At 74.0% G+C, this 24,728-nt stretch carries 21 protein-coding genes; 13 read left to right on the forward strand and 8 right to left on the reverse strand.

What is annotated here, in order from left to right; translation table 11 throughout:
- The first annotated feature begins 6 nt into the window (after positions 1–6).
- The 3 genes from ACN265_RS21560 to pseI all read left to right on the forward strand — a co-directional run bounded on the left by ACN265_RS21560 (position 7) and on the right by pseI (position 3,659).
- A complete protein-coding gene (locus ACN265_RS21560) occupies positions 7–1,332 on the forward strand; it encodes a polysaccharide pyruvyl transferase family protein (protein WP_421409156.1) in 1,326 nt (441 codons plus the stop codon).
- 89 nt (positions 1,333–1,421) lie between these two features.
- Complete coding sequence (locus tag ACN265_RS21565) at positions 1,422–2,540, forward strand: glycosyltransferase family 2 protein (protein ID WP_421409157.1); 1,119 nt, start codon at positions 1,422–1,424, stop codon at positions 2,538–2,540.
- A 69-nt stretch (positions 2,541–2,609) separates the two neighbouring features.
- Positions 2,610–3,659 carry a pseudaminic acid synthase gene (gene pseI, locus ACN265_RS21570; RefSeq protein ID WP_420117992.1) on the forward strand — a complete coding sequence of 350 codons (1,050 nt, stop codon included), beginning with the start codon at positions 2,610–2,612 and terminating at the stop codon, positions 3,657–3,659.
- A gap of 49 nt (positions 3,660–3,708) precedes the next feature.
- On the opposite strand, the gene ACN265_RS21575 is transcribed toward pseI, so the two are convergent.
- Genes ACN265_RS21575 through ACN265_RS21590 form a run of 4 tightly spaced genes read right to left on the reverse strand, consistent with a single transcriptional unit; the run spans position 3,709 to position 6,403 of the window.
- On the reverse strand, positions 3,709–4,188 hold the full coding sequence (locus tag ACN265_RS21575; RefSeq protein ID WP_363656556.1) for a hypothetical protein: 480 nt from the start codon (positions 4,186–4,188) through the stop codon (positions 3,709–3,711).
- Positions 4,172–4,918, reverse strand: coding sequence for an SDR family NAD(P)-dependent oxidoreductase (locus tag ACN265_RS21580; protein WP_377683879.1), 747 nt, complete (start codon positions 4,916–4,918; stop codon positions 4,172–4,174). Before ACN265_RS21580 ends, ACN265_RS21575 begins: the two co-directional genes overlap by 17 nt.
- Positions 4,911–6,155 (reverse strand): AMP-binding protein, encoded by a 1,245-nt coding sequence (locus tag ACN265_RS21585; protein WP_421409160.1) that lies wholly within the window; start codon positions 6,153–6,155, stop codon positions 4,911–4,913. The genes ACN265_RS21580 and ACN265_RS21585 overlap by 8 nt, the downstream gene beginning before the upstream one ends.
- A complete protein-coding gene (locus tag ACN265_RS21590) occupies positions 6,152–6,403 on the reverse strand; it encodes an acyl carrier protein (protein ID WP_169733084.1) in 252 nt (83 codons plus the stop codon). Before ACN265_RS21590 ends, ACN265_RS21585 begins: the two co-directional genes overlap by 4 nt.
- An 89-nt stretch (positions 6,404–6,492) precedes the next feature.
- On the opposite strand from ACN265_RS21590, the gene ACN265_RS21595 reads away from it, so the two are divergent.
- The gene (locus tag ACN265_RS21595) at positions 6,493–7,005 is read left to right on the forward strand and encodes a GNAT family N-acetyltransferase (protein ID WP_421409162.1); all 513 of its coding nucleotides are present in this window, start codon (positions 6,493–6,495) and stop codon (positions 7,003–7,005) included.
- Between the two features lie 103 nt (positions 7,006–7,108).
- Here ACN265_RS21595 and ACN265_RS21600 read toward each other — a convergent pair whose 3' ends face one another.
- Positions 7,109–8,899 (reverse strand): hypothetical protein, encoded by a 1,791-nt coding sequence (locus tag ACN265_RS21600; RefSeq protein WP_421409163.1) that lies wholly within the window; start codon positions 8,897–8,899, stop codon positions 7,109–7,111.
- A gap of 347 nt (positions 8,900–9,246) precedes the next feature.
- Between ACN265_RS21600 and pseB the strand changes: the two genes are divergently transcribed.
- The 7 genes from pseB (at position 9,247) to ACN265_RS21635 (ending at position 16,612) form a co-directional block, all read left to right on the forward strand.
- On the forward strand, positions 9,247–10,230 hold the full coding sequence (gene pseB / locus ACN265_RS21605) for a UDP-N-acetylglucosamine 4,6-dehydratase (inverting) (protein WP_088645426.1): 984 nt from the start codon (positions 9,247–9,249) through the stop codon (positions 10,228–10,230).
- On the forward strand, positions 10,227–11,384 hold the full coding sequence (locus tag ACN265_RS21610) for a DegT/DnrJ/EryC1/StrS family aminotransferase (protein WP_421409165.1): 1,158 nt from the start codon (positions 10,227–10,229) through the stop codon (positions 11,382–11,384). The genes pseB and ACN265_RS21610 overlap by 4 nt, the downstream gene beginning before the upstream one ends.
- A 13-nt stretch (positions 11,385–11,397) precedes the next feature.
- The gene (locus ACN265_RS21615) at positions 11,398–12,234 is read left to right on the forward strand and encodes a hypothetical protein (RefSeq protein ID WP_204927995.1); all 837 of its coding nucleotides are present in this window, start codon (positions 11,398–11,400) and stop codon (positions 12,232–12,234) included.
- Positions 12,231–14,036: a class I SAM-dependent methyltransferase gene (locus ACN265_RS21620; RefSeq protein WP_421409167.1), complete on the forward strand. Its 1,806-nt coding sequence runs from the start codon at positions 12,231–12,233 to the stop codon at positions 14,034–14,036. Before ACN265_RS21615 ends, ACN265_RS21620 begins: the two co-directional genes overlap by 4 nt.
- 116 nt (positions 14,037–14,152) lie before the next feature.
- Positions 14,153–14,881 (forward strand): cytidylyltransferase domain-containing protein, encoded by a 729-nt coding sequence (locus ACN265_RS21625; protein WP_421411573.1) that lies wholly within the window; start codon positions 14,153–14,155, stop codon positions 14,879–14,881.
- Positions 14,878–15,966: a PseG/SpsG family protein gene (locus tag ACN265_RS21630; RefSeq protein ID WP_421411575.1), complete on the forward strand. Its 1,089-nt coding sequence runs from the start codon at positions 14,878–14,880 to the stop codon at positions 15,964–15,966. The genes ACN265_RS21625 and ACN265_RS21630 overlap by 4 nt, the downstream gene beginning before the upstream one ends.
- Before the next feature lie 13 nt (positions 15,967–15,979).
- Positions 15,980–16,612, forward strand: coding sequence for an alpha-ketoglutarate-dependent dioxygenase AlkB (locus ACN265_RS21635; RefSeq protein ID WP_421409168.1), 633 nt, complete (start codon positions 15,980–15,982; stop codon positions 16,610–16,612).
- 47 nt (positions 16,613–16,659) lie between these two features.
- Here ACN265_RS21635 and ACN265_RS21640 read toward each other — a convergent pair whose 3' ends face one another.
- Positions 16,660–19,149, reverse strand: coding sequence for a DNA gyrase/topoisomerase IV subunit A (locus ACN265_RS21640; RefSeq protein WP_421409170.1), 2,490 nt, complete (start codon positions 19,147–19,149; stop codon positions 16,660–16,662).
- Between the two features lie 38 nt (positions 19,150–19,187).
- Positions 19,188–21,245: a DNA gyrase/topoisomerase IV subunit B gene (locus tag ACN265_RS21645; protein ID WP_377683862.1), complete on the reverse strand. Its 2,058-nt coding sequence runs from the start codon at positions 21,243–21,245 to the stop codon at positions 19,188–19,190.
- A 312-nt stretch (positions 21,246–21,557) separates the two neighbouring features.
- Here ACN265_RS21645 and ACN265_RS21650 point away from each other — a divergent pair, with 312 nt between their 5' ends.
- Complete coding sequence (locus ACN265_RS21650; protein ID WP_204927999.1) at positions 21,558–22,814, forward strand: hypothetical protein; 1,257 nt, start codon at positions 21,558–21,560, stop codon at positions 22,812–22,814.
- 69 nt (positions 22,815–22,883) lie between these two features.
- Here the strand turns inward: ACN265_RS21650 and ACN265_RS21655 are convergent, their stop codons facing one another.
- Positions 22,884–23,336, reverse strand: coding sequence for an RrF2 family transcriptional regulator (locus ACN265_RS21655; protein WP_357932966.1), 453 nt, complete (start codon positions 23,334–23,336; stop codon positions 22,884–22,886).
- A 145-nt stretch (positions 23,337–23,481) separates the two neighbouring features.
- Between ACN265_RS21655 and ACN265_RS21660 the strand changes: the two genes are divergently transcribed.
- Positions 23,482–24,699, forward strand: coding sequence for a globin domain-containing protein (locus ACN265_RS21660; RefSeq protein WP_421409173.1), 1,218 nt, complete (start codon positions 23,482–23,484; stop codon positions 24,697–24,699).
- Positions 24,700–24,728: the final 29 nt, after the last annotated feature.

The following is a 24,728-nucleotide window of genomic DNA, read 5'->3' on the forward strand; positions in this document are numbered from 1 at the left end:
GAAGTGGTGCACCAGCGGATCCTGATGCGGGCGAAGAAGGACCCGTTCGACGTACGCGGCCCGGAGGAGGCCTACGAGGGGAACTGGATCGGGGAGAACAACGGCAACCTGGTCTTCAGTCACGCCGCCCACAAGCTGCTGCGCACCTCCACCGCGCGGATCACGTCGACCGAGTTCAAGGTCGACCTGCGCGACGCCGACCGGATCAACGAGCAGTACGACGTGTACGTCATCCCGCTGGCCAACGCCTTCCGGCGCAGCTACGCCCACCGCATCGAGCTGATGACGAAGCTGGTCGAGCGGCTGCGCATCCCGGTGGTGGTGTTCGGGGTCGGCGTGCAGACCGACATCCACGGCGACCGGGAGTACCTGCGTCCGATCGACGACGTGGTCAGCCGGTTCGTCCGGGCGGCGCTGGAGCGGGGGCCGAGTATCGGCGTACGCGGGGAGATCACCGCGCAGTACCTGAACACGCTGGGCTTCTCCGCCGTCGACGTGATCGGCTGCCCGTCGATGTTCCTGCACGGCGACCAGCTCCGGGTGGAGAAGTCCGGGCCGGCCCTGAGCACCGACGCCCGGGTGGCGCTGACCGTCTCCCCGTACGTCAAGTCGATGGCGAAGATCATCGCCTCGCACCAGGCCCGCTACCCCAACCTGCGCTACCTCCCGCAGGACCTCAAGACGTTGGGCACCCTGCTCTACGGCGACGCGCCGCAGGACCGGGGCAAGACCAGCGCCATCCCGGTGCACACCTCGCATCCGCTGTTCACCGAGGACAAGGTGCGGATGTTCCTCGACCCGTGGACCTGGATGGACTACCTCGCCGGTTTCGACTTCGCCTTCGGCACCCGCATCCACGGCACCATCACCGCGCTGGTCGCCGGCACCCCCGGCTACCTGTTCGCGCACGACTCGCGCACCCTGGAACTGGCCCGCTACTTCGACATCCCGCACCGGCTGATGCCGGACGTGCCGGCCGACGTGGACGCCGCCCAGCTCTACGCCGAGGCCGACTACACCGGCCTGAACACCGGGCACCGGGCCCGCTACGAGGTGATGCGCGCCTTCCTCGCCCGGCACGACCTGGGCAACGCGTTCGACGACGGCGACAGCGCGGCCCGCTTCGACGCGCAGGTCCGCGAGACGGTGTTCCCGCCGGCGGTCCGGCCCGCCTCGGCCAGTTCGCCCGGGGAGCTGCTGGCCCGCATCCAGTGGCTGCGCGACCGCAACGCGGCGCTCGGCGACGACGTGCGGGAACTGCGTGAGCAGCGGCTACGGGCCCGGGTGCGACGCGCGGTCCCGGCACCGGTACGGCGGATCATGGGTCGTTAACCTGCCGCTCGGCCGCTGTTCAGCAGCTCCATCTCCACCGGATACGTCACGTTCCGTGGCCGTCCATACCCGTGCACCAGGGTGGCGGGGTGGTCAACCAGCCCGCGCCCACCCCGCTGCTCAGCGTCGTCGTCCCCGTCCACGGGGTGGAGGCGTACCTGCACCAGTGCCTCGACTCGGTGCGCACGGACGTGCCGGCCGACGCGGCGGGCGCGGTCGAGATCGTCGCCGTCGACGACGCCTCACCGGACCGGTGCGGGGAGCTGCTGCGCGCGTACGCGGCCGAGCATCCGGGCGTACGCGTGGTGCACCTGACCCGCAACGTCGGGTTGGGTCCGGCCCGCAACGCCGGCCTGGACGTGGCGACCGGCGCGTACGTCTGGTTCGTCGACAGCGACGACTGGCTGCCGCCGGGCACCGTCCCGGCGGTGCTGGACCGGCTCCGGGCGCACCGCCCCGACGTGCTGATGCTCGACCACCTGCGGGTACGCGACGACGGCCACCGTGAGGTGGACGCGAGCAGTCACCTGCTGCGCGGCATCCCCGGGGTGGTCCGGCTGGCCGACCGTCCCGGGCTGCTGCGGGTGCAGCACACCGCGTGGAACAAGGTGGTCCGCCGGGCCTACCTGCACGCGCTGGAGCTGCGCTTCCACCCCGGCTGGTACGAGGACATCCCGTTCAGCAACCCGCTGCTCATCGGCGCGGAGCGGATCTCCGTGCTGGACCGGGTCTGCTACCTCTACCGGCAGGGCCGGCAGGGCGCGATCACCTCCACCCGCAGCGGTCGGCACTTCGACGCCTTCGACCAGTACGACAGGCTGTTCGACTGGGTCGCCCGAAGGTATCCGGACGAGCGGCTGCGCGGTGAGCTGTTCACCCTGATGGTCAACCACATGCTGGTGGTGGTCGGCAACGACGGTCGACTGCACCCGCACCTGCGTCGGGAGTTCTTCCGCCGGGTCGCCGCGCACTACCGCCGGCACCTGCCGCCGGGCGGTTACCCCCGGCCGGGCGGGGTGGCCGGGCTCAAGCACCGGCTGGTCGGCCGGGACGCCTACCTCCCGTACGCGGTGCTGCGTCAGGCGCACCGGCTGGCGGGGTGGCTGCGCCGTCCGGCCGCCGCGCCGCAACCGGTGCCGCCGGCCGTCGGGCCGACCCACGGCCGCCCCGCCGACCGCGACGCGCTGGCGGGTCGCGGCAGCCGGTGACCGGCCGGCCCGCCGTCGGGGGCGGCGGCCGGGGTACGAGCAACGAGCACAGGGAACAGGGGTCTGGGGATGACGACAGTGAAGATCGGGCCGCACCTGGTGGGGGCCGGGGAGCAGCCGTTCGTGGTGGCGGAGATGTCCGGCAACCACAACGGTGACCTGGGCCGGGCGCTGGCGATCGTGGACGCGGTGGCGGCCAGCGGGGCGCACGCGCTGAAGTTGCAGACGTACCGGCCGGACACGATCACCATCGACGTGGACACCCCGGCGTTCCGGATCTCCGGCGGGCACGAACTGTGGGGCGGGCAGAACCTCTACCGGCTCTACGAGCGGGCCCACACCCCGTACGAGTGGCACGGGCCGATCTTCGAACGGGCCCGGGAGCGGGGGCTGACCGTGTTCTCGTCCCCGTTCGACCCGTCGGCGGTGGAGCTGCTGGAGGGGCTGGACGTCCCGGCGTACAAGATCGCCTCATCGGAGCTGGTCGACCTGCCGCTGATCCGGCTGGTCGCGGGCACCGGCAAGCCGCTGGTCATCTCCACCGGCATGGCCACGCTCGCCGAGATCGACGCCGCGGTGCGCACCGCCCGCGACGGCGGGGCCGGCGGCATCGTGCTGTTGGCCTGCACCGCCGCCTACCCGGCCCCGCCGGCCGACAGCAACCTGCGCCGGATTCCGGTGCTGGCCGACGCGTTCGGGGTGCCGGTCGGCCTGTCCGACCACACCCCCGGCATCGGGGTGCCGGTCGCCTCGGTGGCGCTGGGCGCCTGCTTCATCGAGAAGCACGTCACCCTCGACCGGGGCGACGGCGGGGTGGACTCCGACTTCTCACTGCACCCCGACGAGCTGGCCGCCCTCGTGGTGGAGTCGGCGCGGGCGCACGCGGCGCTCGGCGGCACCGCCGTCGGGCCGACCCCGGCCGAGCGGGAGGGGCTGCGGTTCCGCCGTTCCCTGTTCGTGGTGGCCGACGTCCGGGCCGGCGACGAGGTGACCGCCGCGAACGTCCGCTCGATCCGCCCGGCCGGCGGCCTGCCCCCGGTGGAGATCGACCGGGTCCTCGGCCGCACCTTCACCACCGACGTTGCCCGGGGCACCCCGCTGAGCTGGGACCTCGTCTGACACCGCGCGGCCCGCCCCGCGCCACCGCGCGGGGCGGGGCGGGGCGGGTTCAGGGGGCGAAGGCGACAGTGACCACCAGGTCGGCCAGGCGCAGGGTGCGCCAGACCGCGCGGGTGTGCGGGGGTACGGCCAGCCCGTGCCGCCGCCACCAGGCGGCCACCGGCACCTCGGCCAGCTTGCACAGGCTCTCCGCCCGGGTCCAGCGGGCCCAGAAGTCGGCCGGGCCGAAGCGCGCGGCCAACGCGGGCGGGACCTCGGCGGTGGCCCGTTCGGCGTCGATCGCCACCCGCCAGCCGGGGGCGGCCGGCCCGTACCAGCCGACGCAACGCCCGTCGTCGAGGTGGCTGCGGGTCACCGCGTACCGCAGCTCGTCGGGGGTGCCGACGCGCAGGTGCCGTTCGGCGGCACCGAGCAGCGCGGGCACCGGCCGCAGCCCGGTGTCCCCGGCCGGCCGTGCCGGGTCGGCCAGCGGCGGCCCGGCCACCCGCAGGCCCCCCGACCCGGCCGCGAGATCAGATCGAGGCGGCACCGTCGACCACGATCACCTGGCCGTTGATGTTGGTGTGCGCGCACAGCAACATCCGCACCACCGGGACCACCTCGGCCGGTTCGGTCAGGTGACCGGTGGGGGTGCGACGGACGATCTGGTCGAGCTGGGTGCTGCCCAGCACGGCGGACATCTCTGAGGCGAAGAAGCCCGGCGCGACGGCGTTGACCAGCATCCGCCCGCCCAGCTCGCGGGCCAGCGAGCGGGTCGCCGCGTCCATGCCGCCCTTGGTGGCCGAGTACGCGACCAGACCGGGGAAGCCGCGCTGGGCGCAGATCGAGGTGACGTTGACGATGCGTCCGCGCCGCCCCTGGCCGAGCATCCGCCGGGTCACCAGGCGGGTGAGCTGCAACGGCGCGGTCAGGTTGGTCTCGACGATCCGGGCGATGTCGGCGGTGGCGGTGTGCGTGTGCATCGAGTCCTGCCCGACGGCGGCGTTGTTGACCAGGCCATCGACCGGACCGAACCGTGCCTCGACCTCGCGGAGGAACCGCTGGGCCGCCGCGAGGTCGGTGACGTCCACCGCGCCGACGTGCACCCGGTCGGGGTGCGCGTCGGCCAGCTTCTCCAGCTCGGGGGTGACGGTACGGGCGAACGCGGCCACGGTGAGCCCGGCGTCGAGCAGGTCGGTGACGATGGCCAGGCCCAGCCCCCGGGACCCCCCGGAGACGAGGACCACGGTGCTGGCGGGAACGGGTGGGGAGTCAGACATCGCTCTTCAGGGTCTCCTTGACGGGGATCTCGGTCAGCAGGCGGATGCGGCGGGGCACCGCGTACTCGGGGAGCCGGTCGGCGCACCAGCGCACCAGCGTGCCCTCGTCCGGCTGCCCGGCGTCGCCCGACGCGGTGGTGGGGACGACCTCGGCGACCACCATCCGGCCGAGTACCGGCGCGCGGCGGCCGGTGACCCGCGCCCAGGCGACCCCGGGGTGGGCGGTGAGCACGGCGCGGACCAGCCCGGCGGAGACCTTGCTGCCGCCGACGTTGATCTCGTCGGAGTCCAGCCGGCCGGTGATCACCACCCGGTCGTCGACCACCTGGGCCCGGTCACCGGTGCGGACCGGCCCGGCGAGGCCGACCCCGTGGTGCGGGGAGGTGATCACCAGTTCGTCGTCGCGCAGGGAGAGGGTGGGACGGCCCGGGGTGACCCGGTCGAGCCAGCCGACCGGGAACCCGGCCCGCCCGTCGTGCACCACGATCGACGCGCCGACCTCGGAGGAGGCGTAGATCCAGGAGATCCGGGCGGCCGGGAAGAGCTCCCGCAGCCGGTCCAGGACGGCCTGGTCGACCGGTTCGCCGCCGAGGGTGAGCTGGCGCAGCGGCACCCGGGCCAGCGCCTGCGGGTCGCGGTGCAGGGTGCGCCGCCAGAAGGTGGGGGTGCCGGAGACGGCGTCGACGCCGTGCGCGGCGGCGATCGCCGGCCAGTCGTCCAACTCCTCGGGGTCGACCACCACCAGGTGCTGACCGGGCTGGGTCAGCGACAGGGTGACCACCTGCCACCAGGCGTAGCTGCCGGGGGCGTACGGGCACAGCCAGGTCCGTTCCGGCTGCGCCGACCGTACGGTGGTCAACGAGTCGAGGCTGTGCCCGACCCGCTTGGGTCGCCCGGTCGACCCGGAGGTGAGCAGCCAGAGCCGACCCGCCTCCGGTGCCCGGGAGACGGCCGGCGGCACGGTCCACGGCACCCCGGCGGTGAGCACGGTGACGGCGAACCCGGCGGCGCGCAGCTCGTCGCGCATCGTCGCGTCGACCCGGGTGGGGGCGGCGAGCAGCAGTTCGGTGCCGTCGACGGCGTGCCGCCGGGCGACGGCGAGCGCGTCGGCGGCCCCGGCGGCGAGGACCACCCCGGGCGACGGCAGCACCGGGGCGGGCAGGTCCCGCCAGCTCCGGGCCACCCCGGCGACGACGACCCGGTTGTCCAGCCCGGCCGGCGAGGTCGCGACGGTCACTGCCGCTGGAGTTCGGCGAGGAAGTCGAGGACGTCGCCGACGGTGGCGATCCGGCGCAGGCCGGGGGCGTCGAAGTTCAGCTCCTCGCCGGTGGCGTCCTCGACCCGCAGGGCCAGCTCCGAGAAGTCCAGCGACCGGAAGCCGATCTCCCGCAGGTCGGTGGAGTCGTCGTCGGGCAGCACCCGGCCCTGGTTGCGCACCACCTGCGCCATGAGGTCGCGAATCTGCGCGCGACTCAATTCGTTCATGCGCCGGAGTGTACAGCCCGACAATTATCCGGCCCCTTTACCCGGGTAGGGTCCGCAGGGGTCCACCAGATGAATACAAAGGGGTACGGGTGCTGCGCGAGGCCACTACGGACGACGTTAACCTGATGTTGTCCTGGCGTAATCAGGAAACCAACCGGCAGGTCAGCAAGACCAGTCACGAGATCACCGCCGCCGAGCACGCGGCGTGGTGGTCGCGGGTGCTCACCGACCCGACCCGGCGGGTGCTGATCTACCTGCACGACGATCGGCCGGCCGGTGTGGTGACCTTCTTCGACCTGCGTCCGGACGGGCCGCAACGCACCGCTTCCTGGGGTTTCTATCTGGACGCCGACGGGTTGGCCGAGCGGGGGGCGACGCTGCCCGCCTGGCTGGGCGTGATGCGGGCGGCGGTGGACCACGCCTTCGACGTGCTCGCGCTGGACCGGCTCGACGGCGAGGTGCTGGCCGACAACACGGTCGTACGGCAGATGAACCGACGGTTCCGGTTCGTCGAGGGCACCGGTCGACGCGAGACGCACGACGGCCGGGAAATCACCGTCGTCCCTATTTCCCTGGCCCGGGAGAACCGTCGCCGTCGCTGATTTCCCCGATTGTCCGGCGACCATTAACCGGCCCGCCACCCCGCGTTAACCGAATTGCGTCGCCGAGCCCGGCGGGCCGGTTCCGGGCGGCGCGGCCCTCGGCTCAGGCACGCCGCCAGGCGGCCCAGCGCTGCTGCGGGTTGCCGCCGAGGCGGACGAAGCCGTACCGGGTGCCGTCCCAGTCGTCCGGCTCGCCGGGGGCCCACCTGACGAACACCACGTCGGCGTCGGCCGGCGGGTCGGCCCCGAACCACCGCACGTCGGCCCAGGTGACCTGGTGGCTGAGGTTGAACCGGAGCACCCACTGCACGCCGAGCGACGCCCAGACCCGGTCGCCGGGGCGTACCCCCAGGTCGGCCACCCGGGGGGTCGGCGCGGTCGCCGCGACCACCGGCCGGACCAGCCGCTCGGTGATCACCTGCATGGTGCCGAGGTTCACCGCCACCAGCGCGGCGAGCACCGGCAGCCGCCACCGGGGCAGCCGCAGGGCGGCGACCAGCAGCAGGCAGCCGGCGATCCCGACGGCCGCCCCGGTGAACGGCCGGAACTCCCGCCAGCCGCCGGTGAGCGCCATCAGGTCCGGTGCGCCGAACCCGCCGTAGCGCAGCTCGTGTCCCCGGCTGGCGACCCAGGCCAGCCGGGCGGCGATCAGGGTCGCGCCGGCCAGCAGCAGGCCCACCGCGACCGCCACCCGCCGCCACCGCTGCCGGGGCGTCGCTGCCACCAGCATCCCCACCCCGAGCAGCAGCCAGAACGGGGCGAGCATCTGCACGTACCGGCCGTAGATGGCGTCCAGCGGTTTGCCGGTGATGCCGGCCAGGATCACCGACGCGCCGGCCGCCACCCCCACGCTGGTCACCAGCGCCACCCCGACCGTCCACCGGGTCGCCCCGACCCCGTCCGCCGGGCCGGCGGCGGGCGGCGGGGACGCGGCGGCGGGCCCCGGGCCCGTGGTGGGGGCGGGACGGCGGAGCAACAGTCGGACGGCCCCGGCCCAGGCGACACCGGCCAACCCGAAGGTGATGACCACCAGGTACCAGAGCTGGGTGGCGACCGCCGCGCCGACCCGCAGCAGCCCCGGCCCGGAGGCGACCGCCCGGACGGTGCCGCCGCCGGGCGGATCGCCCAGCAGGTAGACCCGGTCACCGAGCAGCCGGATGACCACCTCGTTGAGCAGCGCCAACGCCAGCACCGGCAGGACGGCGGCGAGCACCTGCGCCGGGCCGATCCGTCGCCGCAGGAACAGCAGCAGCACCAGCCCGGCGTGCACGCCCACGATCACCAGGCCCCGGGAGTGCAGCAGGTGGAACGTCCCGACCAGGGCGCCGGCCCCGGCGGCGACCAGCGGGCCGGGCCGGCGCACCCAGTGGTGCACGGCCAGCAGCCAGGCCAGCACCAGCGGCGCGAGCACCGCGTCGATCATCGCCACCCCGGCGTAGAACACCGTCGCCGGCAGGGTCGCCGCGACGGTCGCGGCGGCCAGGGCGACCGCGCGGCGCACCGGCACCAGCCGACGCAGCAGCAGATACGAAAGCGGCAGCACCGTCGCGTTCACCGCCGCATTGATCAACTGCACCAGTCGGTAGCTGTCGGCGAAGTCCCGCTCCCCGAGGAACGCCGGGGAGATCAGCAGCGGGTAGCCGACCCGGCGCAACGGCCCGTTCTCGCTGCTGAAGCCGCCCGGCCCGCCGGCCAGCGCGCGGGCGGTGTGCAGGTAGCTGTCCTCGTCGGTGTGGGCGATGGGCAGCGGCACGTGCCGGGACAGCCACATCCGCCAGCCGACGCCCAGCAGCCAGCCCACCACCAGCAGCGCCGGCACCAGTCGCCGGCGTCGGCGAGCCGGCTGCCCGGCCGGGTCGGCGACCCGGGGTCCCACCTCGGTGACGGCCACCATGCGTCGTCTCCTGCCTCGTCGGGGTACCCCCGTCGGCCCGCCCGGGGCGCGCGACGGCCCCGGCCCGCAGGCCGGGCCGATGGGGGCGGTGCCCGGCCGTGGGTGTCGGATGCGCCTGCGGCGGGATGCCCACCGGCCGCGCCGGGCCACTGTAGTCAGCGGCGTACCCGCTGGTCAGCCGGCAGCGGCCGGGTCGGCAAGTGTTCGCCCGCCGGGGGGCCGGCATTCACACGACCAGCGTGGGCGGTTAACCCGGGGGCGTCGGTGCGTTAACCCGACCTGGTTAGCGTCCGTCCGGTCGCCTGGCCCGGAGCCTGCGGCGCAACCACGAGCTGGGGAGCACCAAATTGAGTGAGTTGAATGGGTCCTCCATTCTGGTCACCGGCGGGACGGGGTCCTTCGGGAAGACGTTCCTCCGGCACGTCCTCGACGTGGCCGACCCGGCCCGGGTGGTGGTGTTCTCCCGCGACGAACTCAAGCAGTACGAGCTGCGCCAGCAACTCGGCGACGACCCCCGGCTGCGCTGGTTCATCGGCGACATCCGGGACCGCCACCGGCTCACCCGGGCCATGCACGGGGTGGACCACGTGGTGCACGCCGCCGCCCTCAAGCAGGTCGACACCGCCGAGTACAACCCGTCGGAGTTCATCGCCACCAACATCACCGGCTCGCAGCACGTGGTCGACGCGGCCATCGAAGCCGGCGTCCGGAAGGTCATCGCGCTCTCCACCGACAAGGCGTCCAGCCCGATCAACCTGTACGGCGCGACCAAGCTCGTCGGCGACAAGCTCTTCGTCTCGGCCAACCACTACGCCGCCCAGCACCCCACCCGGTTCGCCGTGGTCCGCTACGGCAACGTGGTGGGCAGCCGGGGCTCGGTGGTGCCGCTGTTCCGCCGGCTCGCCGCCGAGGGCAAGAGCCTGCCGATCACCGACAAGCGGATGACCAGGTTCTGGATCACCCTGGACCAGGCCGTGCAGTTCGTTCTGGACAGCTTCGACCAGATGCAGGGCGGTGAGCTGTTCGTGCCCCGCATCCCCAGCATGCGCATCCTCGACCTGGTCGAGGCGGTCGCCCCGGACGCCACCACCCACGAGATCGGCATCCGGCCCGGCGAGAAGCTGCACGAGGAGATGATCGCCCCGGACGACAGCCGCCGGACGCTGCGCGCGAAGGACCGGTTCATCGTCCAGCCGACGATCGCCACCTGGGGTTACCGGCCGCCCGTCGACTGCGAGCCGGTGCCGGACGGCTTCGCCTACCAGTCCGACGGCAACGACGAGTGGTTGAGCGTCCCGCAGCTGCGCGACATGCTCGGTATCGCGGCGTGACGGCGATGCTCCCGTACGGCCGGCAGTCGGTGACCGACGACGACGTCGCCGCCGTGGTAGCCACCCTGCACAGCGACTGGCTCACCACCGGCCCGCAGGTCGACGCGTTCGAGGCCGACCTCGCGGGCTGGACCGGCGGGGCCGGCTGCGCGGCGGTCGCCAACGGCACCGCCGCCCTGCACGTCGCCTACGCGGCGGCCGGGGTGGGACCCGGCGACGAGGTGGTGGTGCCGCCGATGACGTTCGTGGCGACCGCCAGCAGCGCGGTCGCCCTCGGCGCGCGGATCGTCTTCGCCGACGTCGAGGAGGGGACGTTCACCCTGGACCCGGCGGCGGCCGCCGCCGCGACCACCGCCCGGACGAGGGTCGTCGCCGCCGTCGACTACGCCGGCCACCCGGCCGACTACGACGCCCTGCGCACCGCCCTGGCCGGCTCCGACGCGCTGCTGCTGGCCGACGCGGCGCACTCCATCGGGGCCACCTACCGGGGCCGACCGGTCGGGTCGCTCGCCGACCTGACCACCTTCTCGTTCTTCCCCACCAAGAACCTCACCACCGCCGAGGGCGGCGCGGTCGCCACCGCCGACGCGGAACTGCTGACGCGGGCCCGCCGGTTCCGCAACATCGGGCTGGTCCGGGAGCGCGCCGAGCTGCGCGAGCCGGACGAGGGCGGCTGGCACCAGGAGGTGCACGAATTCGGGTTGAACTACCGGCTGCCGGACGTGCTCTGCGCGCTGGGCCGCAGCCAACTGCGCCGGCTCGGTGACTTCCTCGCCGCCCGCGCCCGCCTGGTGGCCCGCTACGACGAGGCGCTTGCCGACCTGCCCGGGGTGCTCACCCCGACCCGCCGGTCCTGGGCCGCCCCCGCCTGGCACCTCTACCCGGTCCGGGTCCTCGACGGCCGCCGCCGCGAGGTGTACGACCGGATGCGCGCCGCCGGCATCGGCGTCCAGGTCAACTACCTGCCGGTGCACTGGCACCCGGCCTTCGCCGACCTGGGTTACCGGCGCGGGTCCTGCCCGGTGGCCGAGGCGTTCTACGCCCAGCAGCTCTCGCTGCCGCTGTACCCGGGACTCACCGACACCGACCAGGACCGGGTGATCGACGCGCTCGGCGCGGCGCTGCGCGGCGTCACCGCGCCCACCGCCGCCTGACCCGGGGGAACCGATGCACCACGCGAACCACTTCTACGGCCACGCCCACGTGCTGGCCCGCTACTGCGGGCTGGGCGACGGCCACCCGCCCCGGATCAACGGGTACGTCCAGCACGGCTGGAACATCGGCGACGGCCTCGCCCCCGGCCACCCGTACGCCGAGCGCACCCCGAGCCTGCTCTGGTCGGAGCAGACCCGCCGGCGGGCCTGGTCGGTGGGGCGGCGCAACGTGGTGGTCGTCGGCGCGCCCTTCGCGTACCTGCTCGACCTGCGCCGCGACGACCCGCCGCCGGCCGCCCGGGAGGGCACCATCTGGTACCCGTTCCACGGCTGGGAGGGCCAGCACGTCAAGGGCGACCACAGGGAGCTGATCGCGCGGATCAGGGACACCGAACCCGGCCCGGTCACCGTCTGCCTCTACTGGCACGAGTACGGCATGCGCCGGGTCCGCCGGCTCTACGAGAACGCCGGCTTCCGGGTGATCTGCCACGGCTACCGGGGCCACTGGTGGCGCGACACCGACCCGCTGTTCCTCGACAAACAGCTCACCGAGCTGCGCCGGCACGCCCGGGTGGCGTCCAACCGGCTGACCAGCGCCATCTTCTACGGCATCGCCGCCGGATGCGAACCGGCCGTCTACGGCGACCCGATGATCCTGGCCAAGGAGGACCCCACCTTCGGCGGCACCGCCCGCATCCGCCGGCAGTGGCCGCAGCTGCACGGCGAGTCGGTGGACCTGCCGACCGCCGTCGGGATCGCCCGCGCCGAACTGGGCACCGACCACCGCTGTACGCCGGCCGAGCTGCGTGAACTGCTCGGCTGGGCGCATCCCGCAGGAGGCACGAGTTGACCACTGGAACCACCGCCCCCGTCGTCCTGCCCGGCGGGGAGATGCTGGCCTGGTCCGATCTGCCGGAGCAGCGGCTGGCCGACGGTGGGCCGCTGGGCGCGCTGGCCGCCCGGGTCGTACCGGCCGGGGCGCGGGTGCTGCTGGCCGGGCCGCACGACCCGGCGCTGCTCGACCGCCTCGCCCACGCCGAGGTGACCTGCCTGCTGCGCAGCCACCCGGACGCGGTGGCCCTGGCCGACCGGGCCGCGCGGGTGATCGTCGGCGGCCCGACCGGACTCGACCCGACCGACACGTTCGACGTGGTGGTGGCCGGGGCCGGGCTGGACGCCGTCGAGTCGGTCGAGGGGGCCCGGCTGGGCTGGACGGGGGTGCTGGCCCGGCTGGCCGCCGCCCTGCGCCCCGGCGGCACGCTGCTGCTGCGCCTGGACAATCCGCTGGGGGTGTCCCGGCTGGTCGCCCCCACCCCCTGGTACGCCGACCGGGGCGACGCGGCGTGGAGCATCGGCGGGGTGCTCGACGCCGGCCGCCCGGTCAACCGGGAGCAGCTAAGCGCCCGGCTCGCCGAGGTGGGACTGACCGCCGACGCCGGCTACGCCGCGTACCCCGGTCCGGGTGCCCCGACGGCCCTGGTCGCCACCGACGCGCTGGAGCAGCGGCCCACCTCGGGGCTGCTCGACGCGGTGCTGCACGGTGCCTGCGCCGGTGGGTTCGCCGCCGGCCCGGTGCTCCAGGACCCGGCCCGGCTGGCGGTCGACGCACTGCACGCCGGGCTCGGTGCGGCGCTGGCCCCCGGCTGGCTGACGCTGGCCCGCCGCGCCGGCCCCGCCGCGCCCGTCGCCCCGGCGCTGCCGGTGCTGCTGGTGCAGACCGGGCCGCCCGGGGTGGGGGTGGTCGAGGTGTCCGACGGGCCGGACGGCTGGCACTGGGCGGTCACCGGCGGCGGGGCCGACCGGACCCGACCGGCGCCCTTCGCCAGCCGGGAGGCCGCCCACCGGGACCCGACCGCGCTCACCGGCCCGGTGCCGCCGGGACGGCTGCTGCGCACCGTGCTGCTCGACGGCTGCCTGCGCCGCGACCTGGACGCCCTGCGCCGGCTGCTGGACGGCTACGCGGGGTGGCTCGCCGGGCAGGCCGACCCGGACGGGCGGCTCACCGGGGCGGTCGCGCTCGCCGACCCGGACACCGTGGTCGTCGACGGGGACACCTTCGCGGTGCTCGACCCGAGCTGGCAGGCCAGCGAGCCGCTGACCCTCGAGGTGACGCTGGCCCGGGGGCTGTGGCGGTTCGCGGTCACCCTGCTCACCGGCGGCTACGCCCACCCCTGGCCGTCCACCCTGGACGTCGCCGGGTTGACCGTGGTCCTCGGCGGCGTCGCCGGGCACGACCTGGACCGGGCCACCGTCGACGCGGCCGTGGAGACCGAGGCGGCGGTCGCCGCCGCCATGCGCGGCCTCGACGCCGACCGGCGGGGGACGCTCGCCACCGAGCTGCGGGCGGTCACCCCCACCGACCCGCCCGCCGGGCCGCGCAGCTACCAGCAGATGCGCGAGGCCTGGGTACGCCAGCGGGAGGAGCTGACCCGGCTCGCCGCCCTGCTGAAGTGGACCGAGGAGCTGCTCACCTCGCGGGAACGGGCGCTACGTCGCGCCGACGCCACGATCAACCTGCTCAGTGGCTCGCTCAGCTACCGGGTGGGCCGGCTGGCCATCACCCCGGCCCGACTGGCCAAGCGGGGCGCCCGGGCGGCCAAGCGGCGGGCCCGCGAGGCGCTCGGCCCCAAGCCGCAGGAGGAGCAGCAGTGACCGCCCCGGCCACCCCGCCGCCATGCCGGCCCGGCGGCGTCGGCATCCCGGCGGCGGGCCGGGCCGGCCACACCGACCCCGTCGGACCCGACGCGGTCGCACAGGTCGGCTCCGACCTGCGGATCGTCGGGATCGTGCAGGCCCGGATGGGTTCGTCGCGGCTACCCGGCAAGGTGCTGCGCCCGCTGGCCGGGCGCAGCGTGCTCGGCCGGGTGGTCCGGGCCGCCCGGGACAGCGGGGTCCTCGCCGACCTGGTGGTCGCCACCAGCGTCGACCCCGTCGACGACGCGGTGGTCGCCGAGTGCGCGCGGCTCGACGTGCCCGTGCACCGGGGGCCGGTGGACGACGTGCTGAGCCGGTTCGTCGGCGCGCTCGACGCCCACCCCGGCGACGCCGTCATGCGGTTCACCGCCGACTGCCCGCTGCTGGACCCGGAGATCGTCACCCTGGTGGCGTCGGTCTACCGGGCCGTCCCCGGGCTCGACTACGCCAGCACCTCGATCGCCCGTACCCTGCCCCGGGGGTTGGACGTGGAGATCATCCGGGCGGACGCGCTGCGCACCCTGGACCGGCTCGCCGTCGACCACCACCGGGTGCACGTCACCTCCTTCGCGTACGCCCATCCGGAGCTGTTCCGGGTGCTCGGGGTGACCCTCACCCCGGACCGGTCGACGCTGCGGCTCACCCTCGACACCGACCAGGACTGGGCGCTGGTCAGCGCGGTCGTCGACCACTTCGGCGACGTCAGCGTGCCGCTGGCGAAACTCGCCGACTGGCTCGACGGGCGGCCCGACCTGCGTACCCTCAACTCCTCGGTACGCCAGAAGCGGCTGGAGGAGTCCTGAACCCACCACGGATCGGGCTGCGCTGCGACGCCGGCCCGCACACCGGCGTCGGGCACTTGGTGCGCTGCCTGGCCCTCGGCGAGGAGTTCCTGGCCCGGGGTGCCCGGGTCGAGCTGTTCGGCACGGTGGACCGGGTCGGCTGGGCCGCCGCCCACCTGGCCGCGTGCGGCATCCCGGTCCACCCCGGTCCGGACACTCCCGCCGGGCTGGTCGAGGCGGCCCGTACGCACGCCCTCGACGCGTTCGTGCTCGACTCGTACGAGCTGGACCCGGCGGGCGCGGGGGCGCTGCGGGCGGCCGGCGTGCTCACCCTGGCGATCGTCGACGGCGACACCCGGGGTCAGGACGCCGACCTCTACCTGGACCAGAACTTCGGCGCGGACACCCCCGACGGGCAGCCCACCGCCGGCACACCCGGCGACGGGCGGCTGCTGGCCGGGGTCCGGTACGCGCTGCTGCGCGACGCGGTGACCGCCGCCCGGCCGGCCGCCCCGCCACCGGCCATCCCGGCACCCCGCCCCCGGGTGCTCGCCTTCTTCGGCGGCACCGACGCGGTCGGCGCGGCCCCGGTGCTGACCCGGGTGCTGCTCGGCACCGGTCACCCGATGGCGGTGACCGTGGTCGTCGCCCGCCCCGGGATCGAGGCCGACCTGTCGCAGGTCGGCACCGGGCGGGGGCAGTCGTTGCACCTCGTCGCGCCGACCGACGCCCTGCCCGCGCTGATCGGCGCGGCCGACCTGGTGGTCAGCGCCGCCGGCACCTCCACCTGGGAACTGTGCTGTCTCGGTGCGCCCGCCGCCCTGGTCTGCGTGGTCGACAACCAGCGTGACGCGTACCGGCGGGTGGTGGCGCACGGGCTCGCCGCCGGCCTCGGCGAGCTGCCGGAACTGGCCGCGCCGGGGTTGGCCGGGCGGGCCGCACGGGCGGACGCGGCCCGCACCCTGCGCACCCTGCTGACCTCCCCCCGGCGACGGGCGGCCCTCGCCGCCCGCGCCTGGACCACCGTCGACGGGCGCGGCCGGCAACGGGTGGCCGAAGCCGTCCTCACCAGGATCACCGATCGTACGGGTGTACTAAAGCCCTGATAGGGTGCCGGGTATGCCGCAGGCCGCCTACCAACCGTCGATGCTCGACCTCACCGACACCGGCCCGACACTGACCCCGCTGACCGGGCTGCGCCGCCGGATGCTCACCCGGGGCGCCTGGGTCGACCACCTGCCCGGCTGGGTGCGCGGCTCCGACGCGGTCCTCGACACCCTGCGCACCGGCGTTCCCTGGCGGGCCGAACGCCGCACCATGTACGACACGCAGGTCAACGTCCCCCGCCTGCTCTGCTGGTACGGCCCCGACCGCCCGCTGCCGCACCCGCTGCTCACCGCCGCCCGCACGGCACTGAGTCGGCACTACGCCGCCGAACTGGGCGAGCCGTTCGTCACCGCCGGCATGTGCCTCTACCGCGACGGGCGGGACAGCGTCGCCTGGCACGGCGACACCCTCGGCCGTTCCGCGCACACCGACACGATGGTGGCGATCGTGTCGTTCGGCGCGCCCCGCCCGTTGCTGCTACGCCCCCGGGGCGGCGGCGACACCCTGCGCTTCCCGCTCGGTCACGGCGACCTGGTGGTGATGGGCGGGTCCTGCCAGCGCACCTGGGAGCATGCCGTGCCCAAGACCACCCGCCCGGTCGGCCCCCGGGTCAGCGTCCAGTTCCGCCCCGTCGACGTCGCCTGACGCCGACGGGGCGGCCGGCCGTCAGCCTCGCGGCGGCCGGGGTGACCTCAGTCGCGTTCGATGAGGTGCCCGACGACGGTCGGGCCGAGCATGACGGCGAAGCCGGACCCGTCCCGGCGCGGATCGGCCGGCGGCAGCTCCACCGGGTCACCGGTCGCCGTCGCGCCCACCGGCCGCGCGCCGATCCAGGCCACCACCAGATCCGTCTCCCCCTTGAGGAACCGCTGCGCCCGCACCCCGCCGGTCGCCCTGCCCTTCGCCGGGTACGACGCGAACGGCGTCACCTTGACCGTCGCCCCCGTCGAGGTGACCACCATCGGCTCCCCGTGCGCGGCGTCGTCGGTGCGGACCGCGCCGAAGAACACCACCCGGGCGCCCGCCGGCAGGCTGACCCCGGCCATCCCGCCGCCCTTGAGCCCCTGCGGGCGGACCACGGACGCCGCGAACCGCAGCAGGGACGCCTCACTGGTCACGAACGCCACCGTCTCGCTGCCGTCGTCGAGCCAGGTGGCCCCCACCACCTCGTCACCCGACCGCAGCGAGATCACCTCGAACTCGTCGGACCGCACCGGCCACTCCGGCGTGCACACCTTCACCACGCCCTGCCGGGTGCCCATCGCCAGGCCCGGGGAGCCCTGCGCGGTCGGGCCCAGCGGGGCCAGCCCGATCACCGTCTCCCCCGCCGCCAGCGGGACCAGCTCGGCGGCGGCCATCCCGCCCCGCAGCGACACCGTGCCGGCCTGCTCGGGCAGCACCGGCAGCGGCAACACGTCGACCTTGAAGGCCCGGCCGGCGCTGGTGACCAGGAGCACCCGACCCCGGGCCGTGGTGTGCACGACCGCGCGTACCGTGTCGTGCTTGACCCGGCCGTTGCGCCGACGCCCCTCGGACGCCTCCTCCGACTCGGCCGCCGTCCGGGCGACCAGCCCGGTCGCCGAGAGGATCACCTGACACGGGTCGTCGGCCACCTCCAACGGCCCGGCCGGCACCGACGCCGCCAGCACCGCCTTGAGGTCCCCGTCGACCAGGGTGGTCCGCCGCGCCCCGGAGAACTGCTTCACCACGGCGGCCAACTCGTCGGAGACGACCTTCCGGAGCACCTTCGGGTCGTCGAGGATCTTCGACAGCGCGGCGATCTCCCCGCGCAGCTTCTCCTGCTCGGCCTCCAGCTCGATCCGGTCGTACTTGGTCAACCGGCGCAGCGGGGTGTCCAGGATGTAGGTGGCCTGGATCTCGGAGAGCTTGAACTTCTGCATCAGGCCGTCCTTGGCGGCCTGGGCGTCCTCGCTGGCCCGGATCAGCTTGACCACCCGGTCGATGTCGAGCAGGGCGATCAGCAGGCCGTCGACCAGGTGCAGCCGCTCCTGGCGCTTGCGCCGCCGGTACGCGCTGCGCCGGGTCACCACCTCGTAGCGGTGGGCCAGGAACACCTCCAGCAGCGCCTTCAACCCGAGGGTGCGCGGCTGGCCGTCGACAAGCACCAGGTTGTTGATGCCGAAGGACTGCTCCAGCGGGGTCAGCCGGTAGAGGTCGGCCAGCAACGCCTGCGGGTTGACCCCGACCTTGCACTCGACGACCAGCCGGGTGCCGCTCTCCCGGTCGGTGAGGTCCTTGACGTCGGCGATGCCGGTGAGCCGCTTGGTCTTGTTCACCTCGTTGGTGATCGCCGCGATGACCTTCTCCGCGCCGACGCCGTACGGCAGTTCGACGACGGTGATAGCCTGCCGGCCCCGGCTGCCCTCCAGCGGGCCGATCTCCACCCGGCCACGCATCCGCACCACACCGCGCCCGGTCTCGTACGCCCGGCGCACCTCGTCCAGCCCGAGCAGCAGGCCACCGGTGGGCAGGTCGGGGCCGGGGACGAACTCCATCAGCTTGTCGAGGTCGGCGTCCGGGTGGTTGATCAGCCAGCGGGCGGCGGAGACCACCTCGCCGAGGTGGTGCGGGATCATGTTGGTGGCCATCCCGACCGCGATCCCGGACGCCCCGTTGACCAGCAGGTTGGGGAAGGCGGCGGGCAGCACGGTCGGCTGGGTCAGCGAGCCGTCGTAGTTGGGCTCGACGTCGACGGTGTCCTCGCCCAGCTCACCGACCAGCAGCATCGCCTCCCGGGACAGCCGGGCCTCGGTGTAGCGCGCGGCGGCCGGTCCGTCGTCAGGGGAACCGAAGTTGCCGTGCCCGTCGATGAGTGGCGCGTTGAGCGAGAAGTCCTGGGCGAGCCGGACCATCGCGTCGTAGATCGCCGTGTCGCCGTGCGGGTGGTACTTGCCCATGACGTCGCCGACGATCCGGGCCGACTTGACGTGCCCCCGGTCGGGGCGGTGGCCCTGTTCGTGCATGGACCACAGGATGCGGCGGTGCACCGGCTTGAGGCCGTCGCGGGCGTCGGGCAGCGCCCGGGAGTGGATGACCGAGAAGGCGTACTCCAGGTAGGAGTCGGACACCTCGGTGACCAGCGGGTTGTCGAAGACCCGCGCGCCGGCCTGGTCGAAGGCGGACAGGTCCACCTTGGCGCGGTCGTCCTTACGGCGTGCCATCGTTCAGCTCTCTTCCGGGGATACGGCGGCCACGGTGCTCATGCGTCGATCGCGTCGCGGTCGACCCGGTCGGAGGAGTCGATCAGCCAGTTGCGGCGCGGCTCGACCTTCTCGCCCATCAGCAGTTCGAGGATGCGCTCGGCGGCGTCGACGTCGTCGAGGGTGATCCGGCGGACCGCCCGGGTGGCCGGGTTCATCGTGGTCTCCCACAACTCGTCGGCGTCCATCTCACCGAGGCCCTTGAAGCGCGGGATCGGGGTGACGATCTGCCGGCCGGCCTTCTCCAGCTTGCGGACCGTCGCCTCCATCTCGGCCTGGGTGTAGGTGTAGGTGGTCTGCGGGCTGCGCCCCTTCGTGGTGATCTTGTGCAGGGGCGGCATCGCGGCGTAGAGCCGGCCGGCCTCGATCAGCGGGCGCATGTAGCGGGCGAACAGGGTGATCAGCAGGGTCCGGATGTGCGCGCCGTCCACGTCGGCGTCCGCCATGATCAGCACTCGGCCGTAGCGCAACGAGGACAGGTCGAAGGTGCGTCCCGAACCGGCCCCGAGCACCTGCACGATCGCCGCGCACTCGGCGTTGTCGAGCACCTGCTGGAGGTTGGCCTTCTGCACGTTGAGGATCTTCCCGCGGATCGGCAGCAGCGCCTGATACTCGGCAGAACGGGCGAGTCGCCCTGTTCCGAGGGCGCTGTCGCCCTCCACGATGAACAATTCACTTCTGTCGATGCCTGCGGCGCGGCAGTCGACGAGCTTGGCGGGCATCGACGCGCCCTCCAGGGCGGTCTTGCGCCGGGCGGCGTCCTTCTGCTGCTTCTGGGTCAGCCGGACCCGGGCCGCGTCGACGATCTTCTGGAGCACCGTGCGCGCCTCGGCCTTGCTGCGCCGGTCCTCCAGCCAGGCCTTGACGTGCTGCTCGACCAGGGTCTGGAGCACCTTGGTGATGCCGGCGGTGGAGAGCTCGTCCTTGGTCTGCGAGGTGAACTGCGGCTCGGGGATGCGCACGTGCACCACCGCCGTCATCCCCTCCAGGACGTCGTCCAGGGTGGGCGGGTCCTCCTTGGGCTTGAGCAGGCCCCGGGTGTTGCGGACGGCGTCGGCCAGGGTCCGGGTCAGCGCCCGCTCGAAGCCCTTGCGGTGGGTGCCGCCGTGGGCGTTGCGGATGGTGTTGGTGAAGCACTCGACGGTGCGCTCGTAGCCGGTGCCCCAGCGGAAGGCGATCTCGACCTCGGCCCGGCGCTGCACGTTGGACTGCATCACGCCGTTGGCGTCGGCGGCGTTCTCCCGGTACGTCCCCTCGCCGGTGACCAGCAGGGTGCCAGAGACGGGCCGGTCACCGGCCGGCGCCAGGAACTCGACCATGTCGGTGAGCCCGTTGGGGTAGTGGAAGCGCTCCTCGACCGGCTCCTCGGCGGTCTCGTCGCGCAGCCGGTAGTCGACCCCGGGGACCAGGAAGGCGGTGTTGCGCAGCTTCATCCGGACGGCCTCGACGTCGAGGCGCGCGCCGGTCTCGAAGTAGCGGGCGTCGTGCCAGTAGCGGATCGAGGTGCCGGTGCGCTGGCCCCGCTTCATCGACCCGACGACCTGCAGGCCGGGGCCGGGGGTGAACGGGGCGTCCGGGCCGTCGCCGGCGAAGACGCCGGGGACGCCGTGCCGGAAGGACATGGCGTGCACCTTGCCGCCGCGCCGGACGGTCACGTCGAAGCGGCGGGACAGCGCGTTGACGGCGGAGGCGCCCACGCCGTGCAGGCCGCCCGAGGTCTTGTAGCCGGAGCCGCCGAACTTGCCGCCGGCGTGCAGCCGGGTGAGCACCAGCTCGACCCCGGAGATGCCGGACTTGGCGTGCACGTCGGTGGGGATGCCCCGGCCGTCGTCGTCGACCTGCACCGAGCCGTCGGCGCGCAGGATCACCTCGACCGTGGTGGCGTGACCGGCGACACCCTCGTCGGTGGAGTTGTCGAGGATCTCGTTGACGAGGTGACCCACGCCACGACTGTCGGTCGAGCCGATGTACATGCCGGGACGCTTGCGGACGGCGTCCAGGCCCTCCAGGTGGGTGAGGTCGTCTGCCCCGTAGAGGGTCTCAGGCTGTGCGGTCAACTGGTCGTACTCCCCGGTCTCGGCGGTGTGGTGCCGCTCACCGTCTCGATCTCCACGCGCGGCGTGCCGCAGCGAGCGTAGCCCTACGCCCTGACAGCGCCGTGCAGCCCCACGTCGGACGGCGGATGCGCGTCCGCCGGGGGCAACGCCGCCGGGGGTCGGGGCCTTCCCGGGCGGGGTGCCCGCCGGGCCGGAAACGACCGTTTCCACCATTGGACGATCATGTTAAGAGGCATTGACGTCCATCTCGCCAAGTGATCTGATCCGGCCCGGAAGGATCTTTCACATTTCCATGGACAGATGGGGGACGTCATGTCCAGGTTCCACCGTAGCGCCCTCGCGGCGCTGCTCACCGTCGCCACGGCCGCCCTGCCGGTCGCCGTCGGCTCCGCCGCACCGGCCGCCGCCGCCCTGCCCACCGCCGCCGTCGCCCTCGGCGACAGCTTCATCAGCGGCGAGGGTGCCGGGGCGTACTCGGCGGTGACCGACGTCAACGGGGTCGCCCAGCCGTTCCCGGGCTGGTCGGCACCGAACAACAACGCCTACTTCTGCCACCGATCACCCAACGCCTCGCTGTTCAAGGCGGACCTGCCGGGGATCGCCGACCGGTTCAACCTGGCCTGCTCCGGCGGCCAGCCGTACGACATCGCCAACGCCTCGGCCAGCCGCGCCAAGGGCCGCCAGGTCGCCGCCCAGCTCGACCAGTTGCGCGCGGTCGGGCAGACCCACGACATCGACCTGGTGCTGATCGGCCTCGGCTCGAACAACAGCTCGTTCACCTTCGGCACCGTCGCCGAGAAGTGCGCGAACCGGTTCATCGCCGACGCCTGGACCGGGTGGTGGGAGTTCTGGGCATACCTGGGCGGGCCGGTGGAACAGAAGCCCTGCACGGACGCCGACCTGGCCACCTCCGCCCAGGTCGCCGCCGCGACGGCGGAGACCACGGCGGCGGTTCGGCAGATCCTGACCACGCTGGACCAGATCGACGCCGACGGCCAGCACCGGATCGTCTTCCAGGACTACACCAACCCGCTGCCGCCGGAGCTGGCCTCGACCTACTGGGAGGAGGACAGCCGGGACGACACCCGGGACAAGTTCCGTGACCTGGGGGCCGAGCGGTACGCCGCCGGTTGCCCGATCCACCGGGCCAGTCTCGCCCCCGGCCAGCGCTTCTCGCAGGGCCTGGGCACGCTGGTGAACTCGGTCCGCAGCACGCTGTCCGCCGAGTTCCCCGCCGCCGACCTGGTCTACCTCAACGTGCAGCGGGCCTTCGACGGCGCCCGGCTGTGCGAGTCGGCGGGCAGCCCCGGCAACGCGCTGGCCACCCCGATCCGGCTCCAGGACGGCACCTCGGGGGTCTTCGTGACCAGCCTGTCCGGCTACGACAAGCTGGACATCCAGCGGATCGCGAACACCTGCGGGACGTACTTCCAGACCTGCCAGGAGTCCTGGCACCCGAGCGCGGCCGGGCACCAGGTGCTGGGTCGGTGCCTGAGCGGCGCGGCGGCGACCGGCGCCCGCGCGGTCTCCTGCGTCCGCTCGCCGGACGGGACGATCCAGGTCAGCTGAAGCGGCGGCCGGTGGGGTGACCGTCCGGGTCGCCCCACCGGCCGACCGGTCCGCGTCCGCCGGTCCCGTTCAGGTCTGCGCCGGGGTGCGGGCCGCCGGGCCGGACGCGGGAGTGAGCAGCAGGGCCGCCGCCGGGCCGTCGGCCAGTTCCGCCAGGGGCATCTCGTCGAGTACGGCGAGGAAGGCGGCCTGGGCGCGGCGGAGCTGGACCCGCAGGCGGCAGCCGGCGCGCAGGGCGCAGCCGGTCTCCTCGCAGGAGACCACCTCCCCCTCCCCCTCGAAGGCGCGCACGACCCGGCCGACGGTGATCCGTTCGGCCCCCTCGGCGAACGCCACCCCGCCGGAGCGGCCCCGGACGGTGAACAGCACCCCGATGCGCTGGAGCCGCTGGACCACCTTGGCCACGTGGCTGCGGGGCAGGTCCAGCCGTTCGGCCAACTCGTCGACGGTGGTGCGGGTCGAGGCGGGGGCGGTGAGCATGGCGATCCGCAGGGCCATGTCCGTCGACAGGTTGAGCTTCACGATCCGACCCTAGCCAGCGCCCCTGGTGGCGAACAGGGGCCGGGCGGCGGTGGCCGGCACGCCGACGGGCCCGGGACTTTCGGCCCTAAGAGGACTTTCACATTCCTGTTTGAGTGGTCTCCGGTACCCATCTGGAGGAGGAGCCGTGCTCTCGGAGTCGTCAGCCGCCGTCGTCACCGCCACCCTGCCCGTGGTCCGGGCCCACGCCGACCGGATCACCGGCCGGTTCTACGCCCGGATGTTCGCCGCCCATCCGGAACTGCTGAACCTGTTCAACCGGGGCAACCAGGCGACCGGCCGGCAGCAGGCGGCGCTGGCCGCCTCGGTCGTCGCGTACGCCGGGCACCTCACCGGCGAGGACGCGACCGGGTGGACGGCGGTGCTGGAGCGCATCGCGCACAAGCACGCCTCGCTGGGCATCGCCGCCGACCAGTACCCGCTGGTGGGCAGGCACCTGATGGCCGCCATCGGCGAGGTGCTGGGCGCGGCGGTCACCCCGCAGGTCGCCGCCGCCTGGGACGAGGTGTACTGGCTGATGGCCTGCGAGCTGGTGGCCCGGGAGGCCCGGCTGTACGCGGCCACCGGGCTGCCCCACGGCGGGGTGGTCTGGCGCGACTGGCGGGTCACCGGGGTCACGTCGCAGGCCACCGACGTCGTCTCGGTCACCCTCGTCCCGGTCGACGGCGGTCCGGTGCCGGGCTTCGTCCCCGGCCAGTACGTCTCGATCGCGGTGGACCTCGACGGCGGACGCGGCCGGCAGATCCGGCAGTACAGCCTCTCCGGCCGTCCCGACGCCGACCACTGGCGGATCACCGTCAAGCGGGTACGCGGCACGGCCGGCGCCCCGGACGGGTTGGTCTCCGGTTTCCTGCACGACCACGTCGGCCCCGGCGACGTCCTGCGGCTGAGCCCGCCCTTCGGCGAGGTGAGCGCGGTGGCGGGCCAGGGGCCGCTGTTGCTGGTCAGCGCCGGGATCGGGCTCACCCCGGCGATGTCGGCGCTGGCCCACCTGGCGGCGACCGCGCCGGACCGGCCGGTGGTGCTGGCCCACGCCGACCGGGACGGTGCCGCCCACGCCCACCGGGCCGACCTGGTCGAGCTGCACGCCCGGCTGCCCCGGCTGCGGCTGCGGCTGTGGTACGAGGAGATCACCGGCGACGACGCCCCGGCGCTGCCGGCCGAGGTGAGCCGGGGCCGGATCGACCCGGAGCTGATCCCGCTCTCCCCCGACGCGCACGTGCACCTGTGCGGTCCACTGCCGTTCATGAACCGGGTCCGCGGCGGCCTGCTGCGCCGGGGGGTGCCGGTGGAGCGGATCGCCTACGAGGTGTTCGGGCCCGGGATGCTGCCCGAGGTGGGCTGAGCACGGCTGGTCGCGGGGCACGCAGGGCG

Source organism: Micromonospora sp. WMMD730, from assembly GCF_049178955.1.
GTDB classification, from domain to species: Bacteria; Actinomycetota; Actinomycetes; order Mycobacteriales; family Micromonosporaceae; genus Micromonospora; species Micromonospora wenchangensis.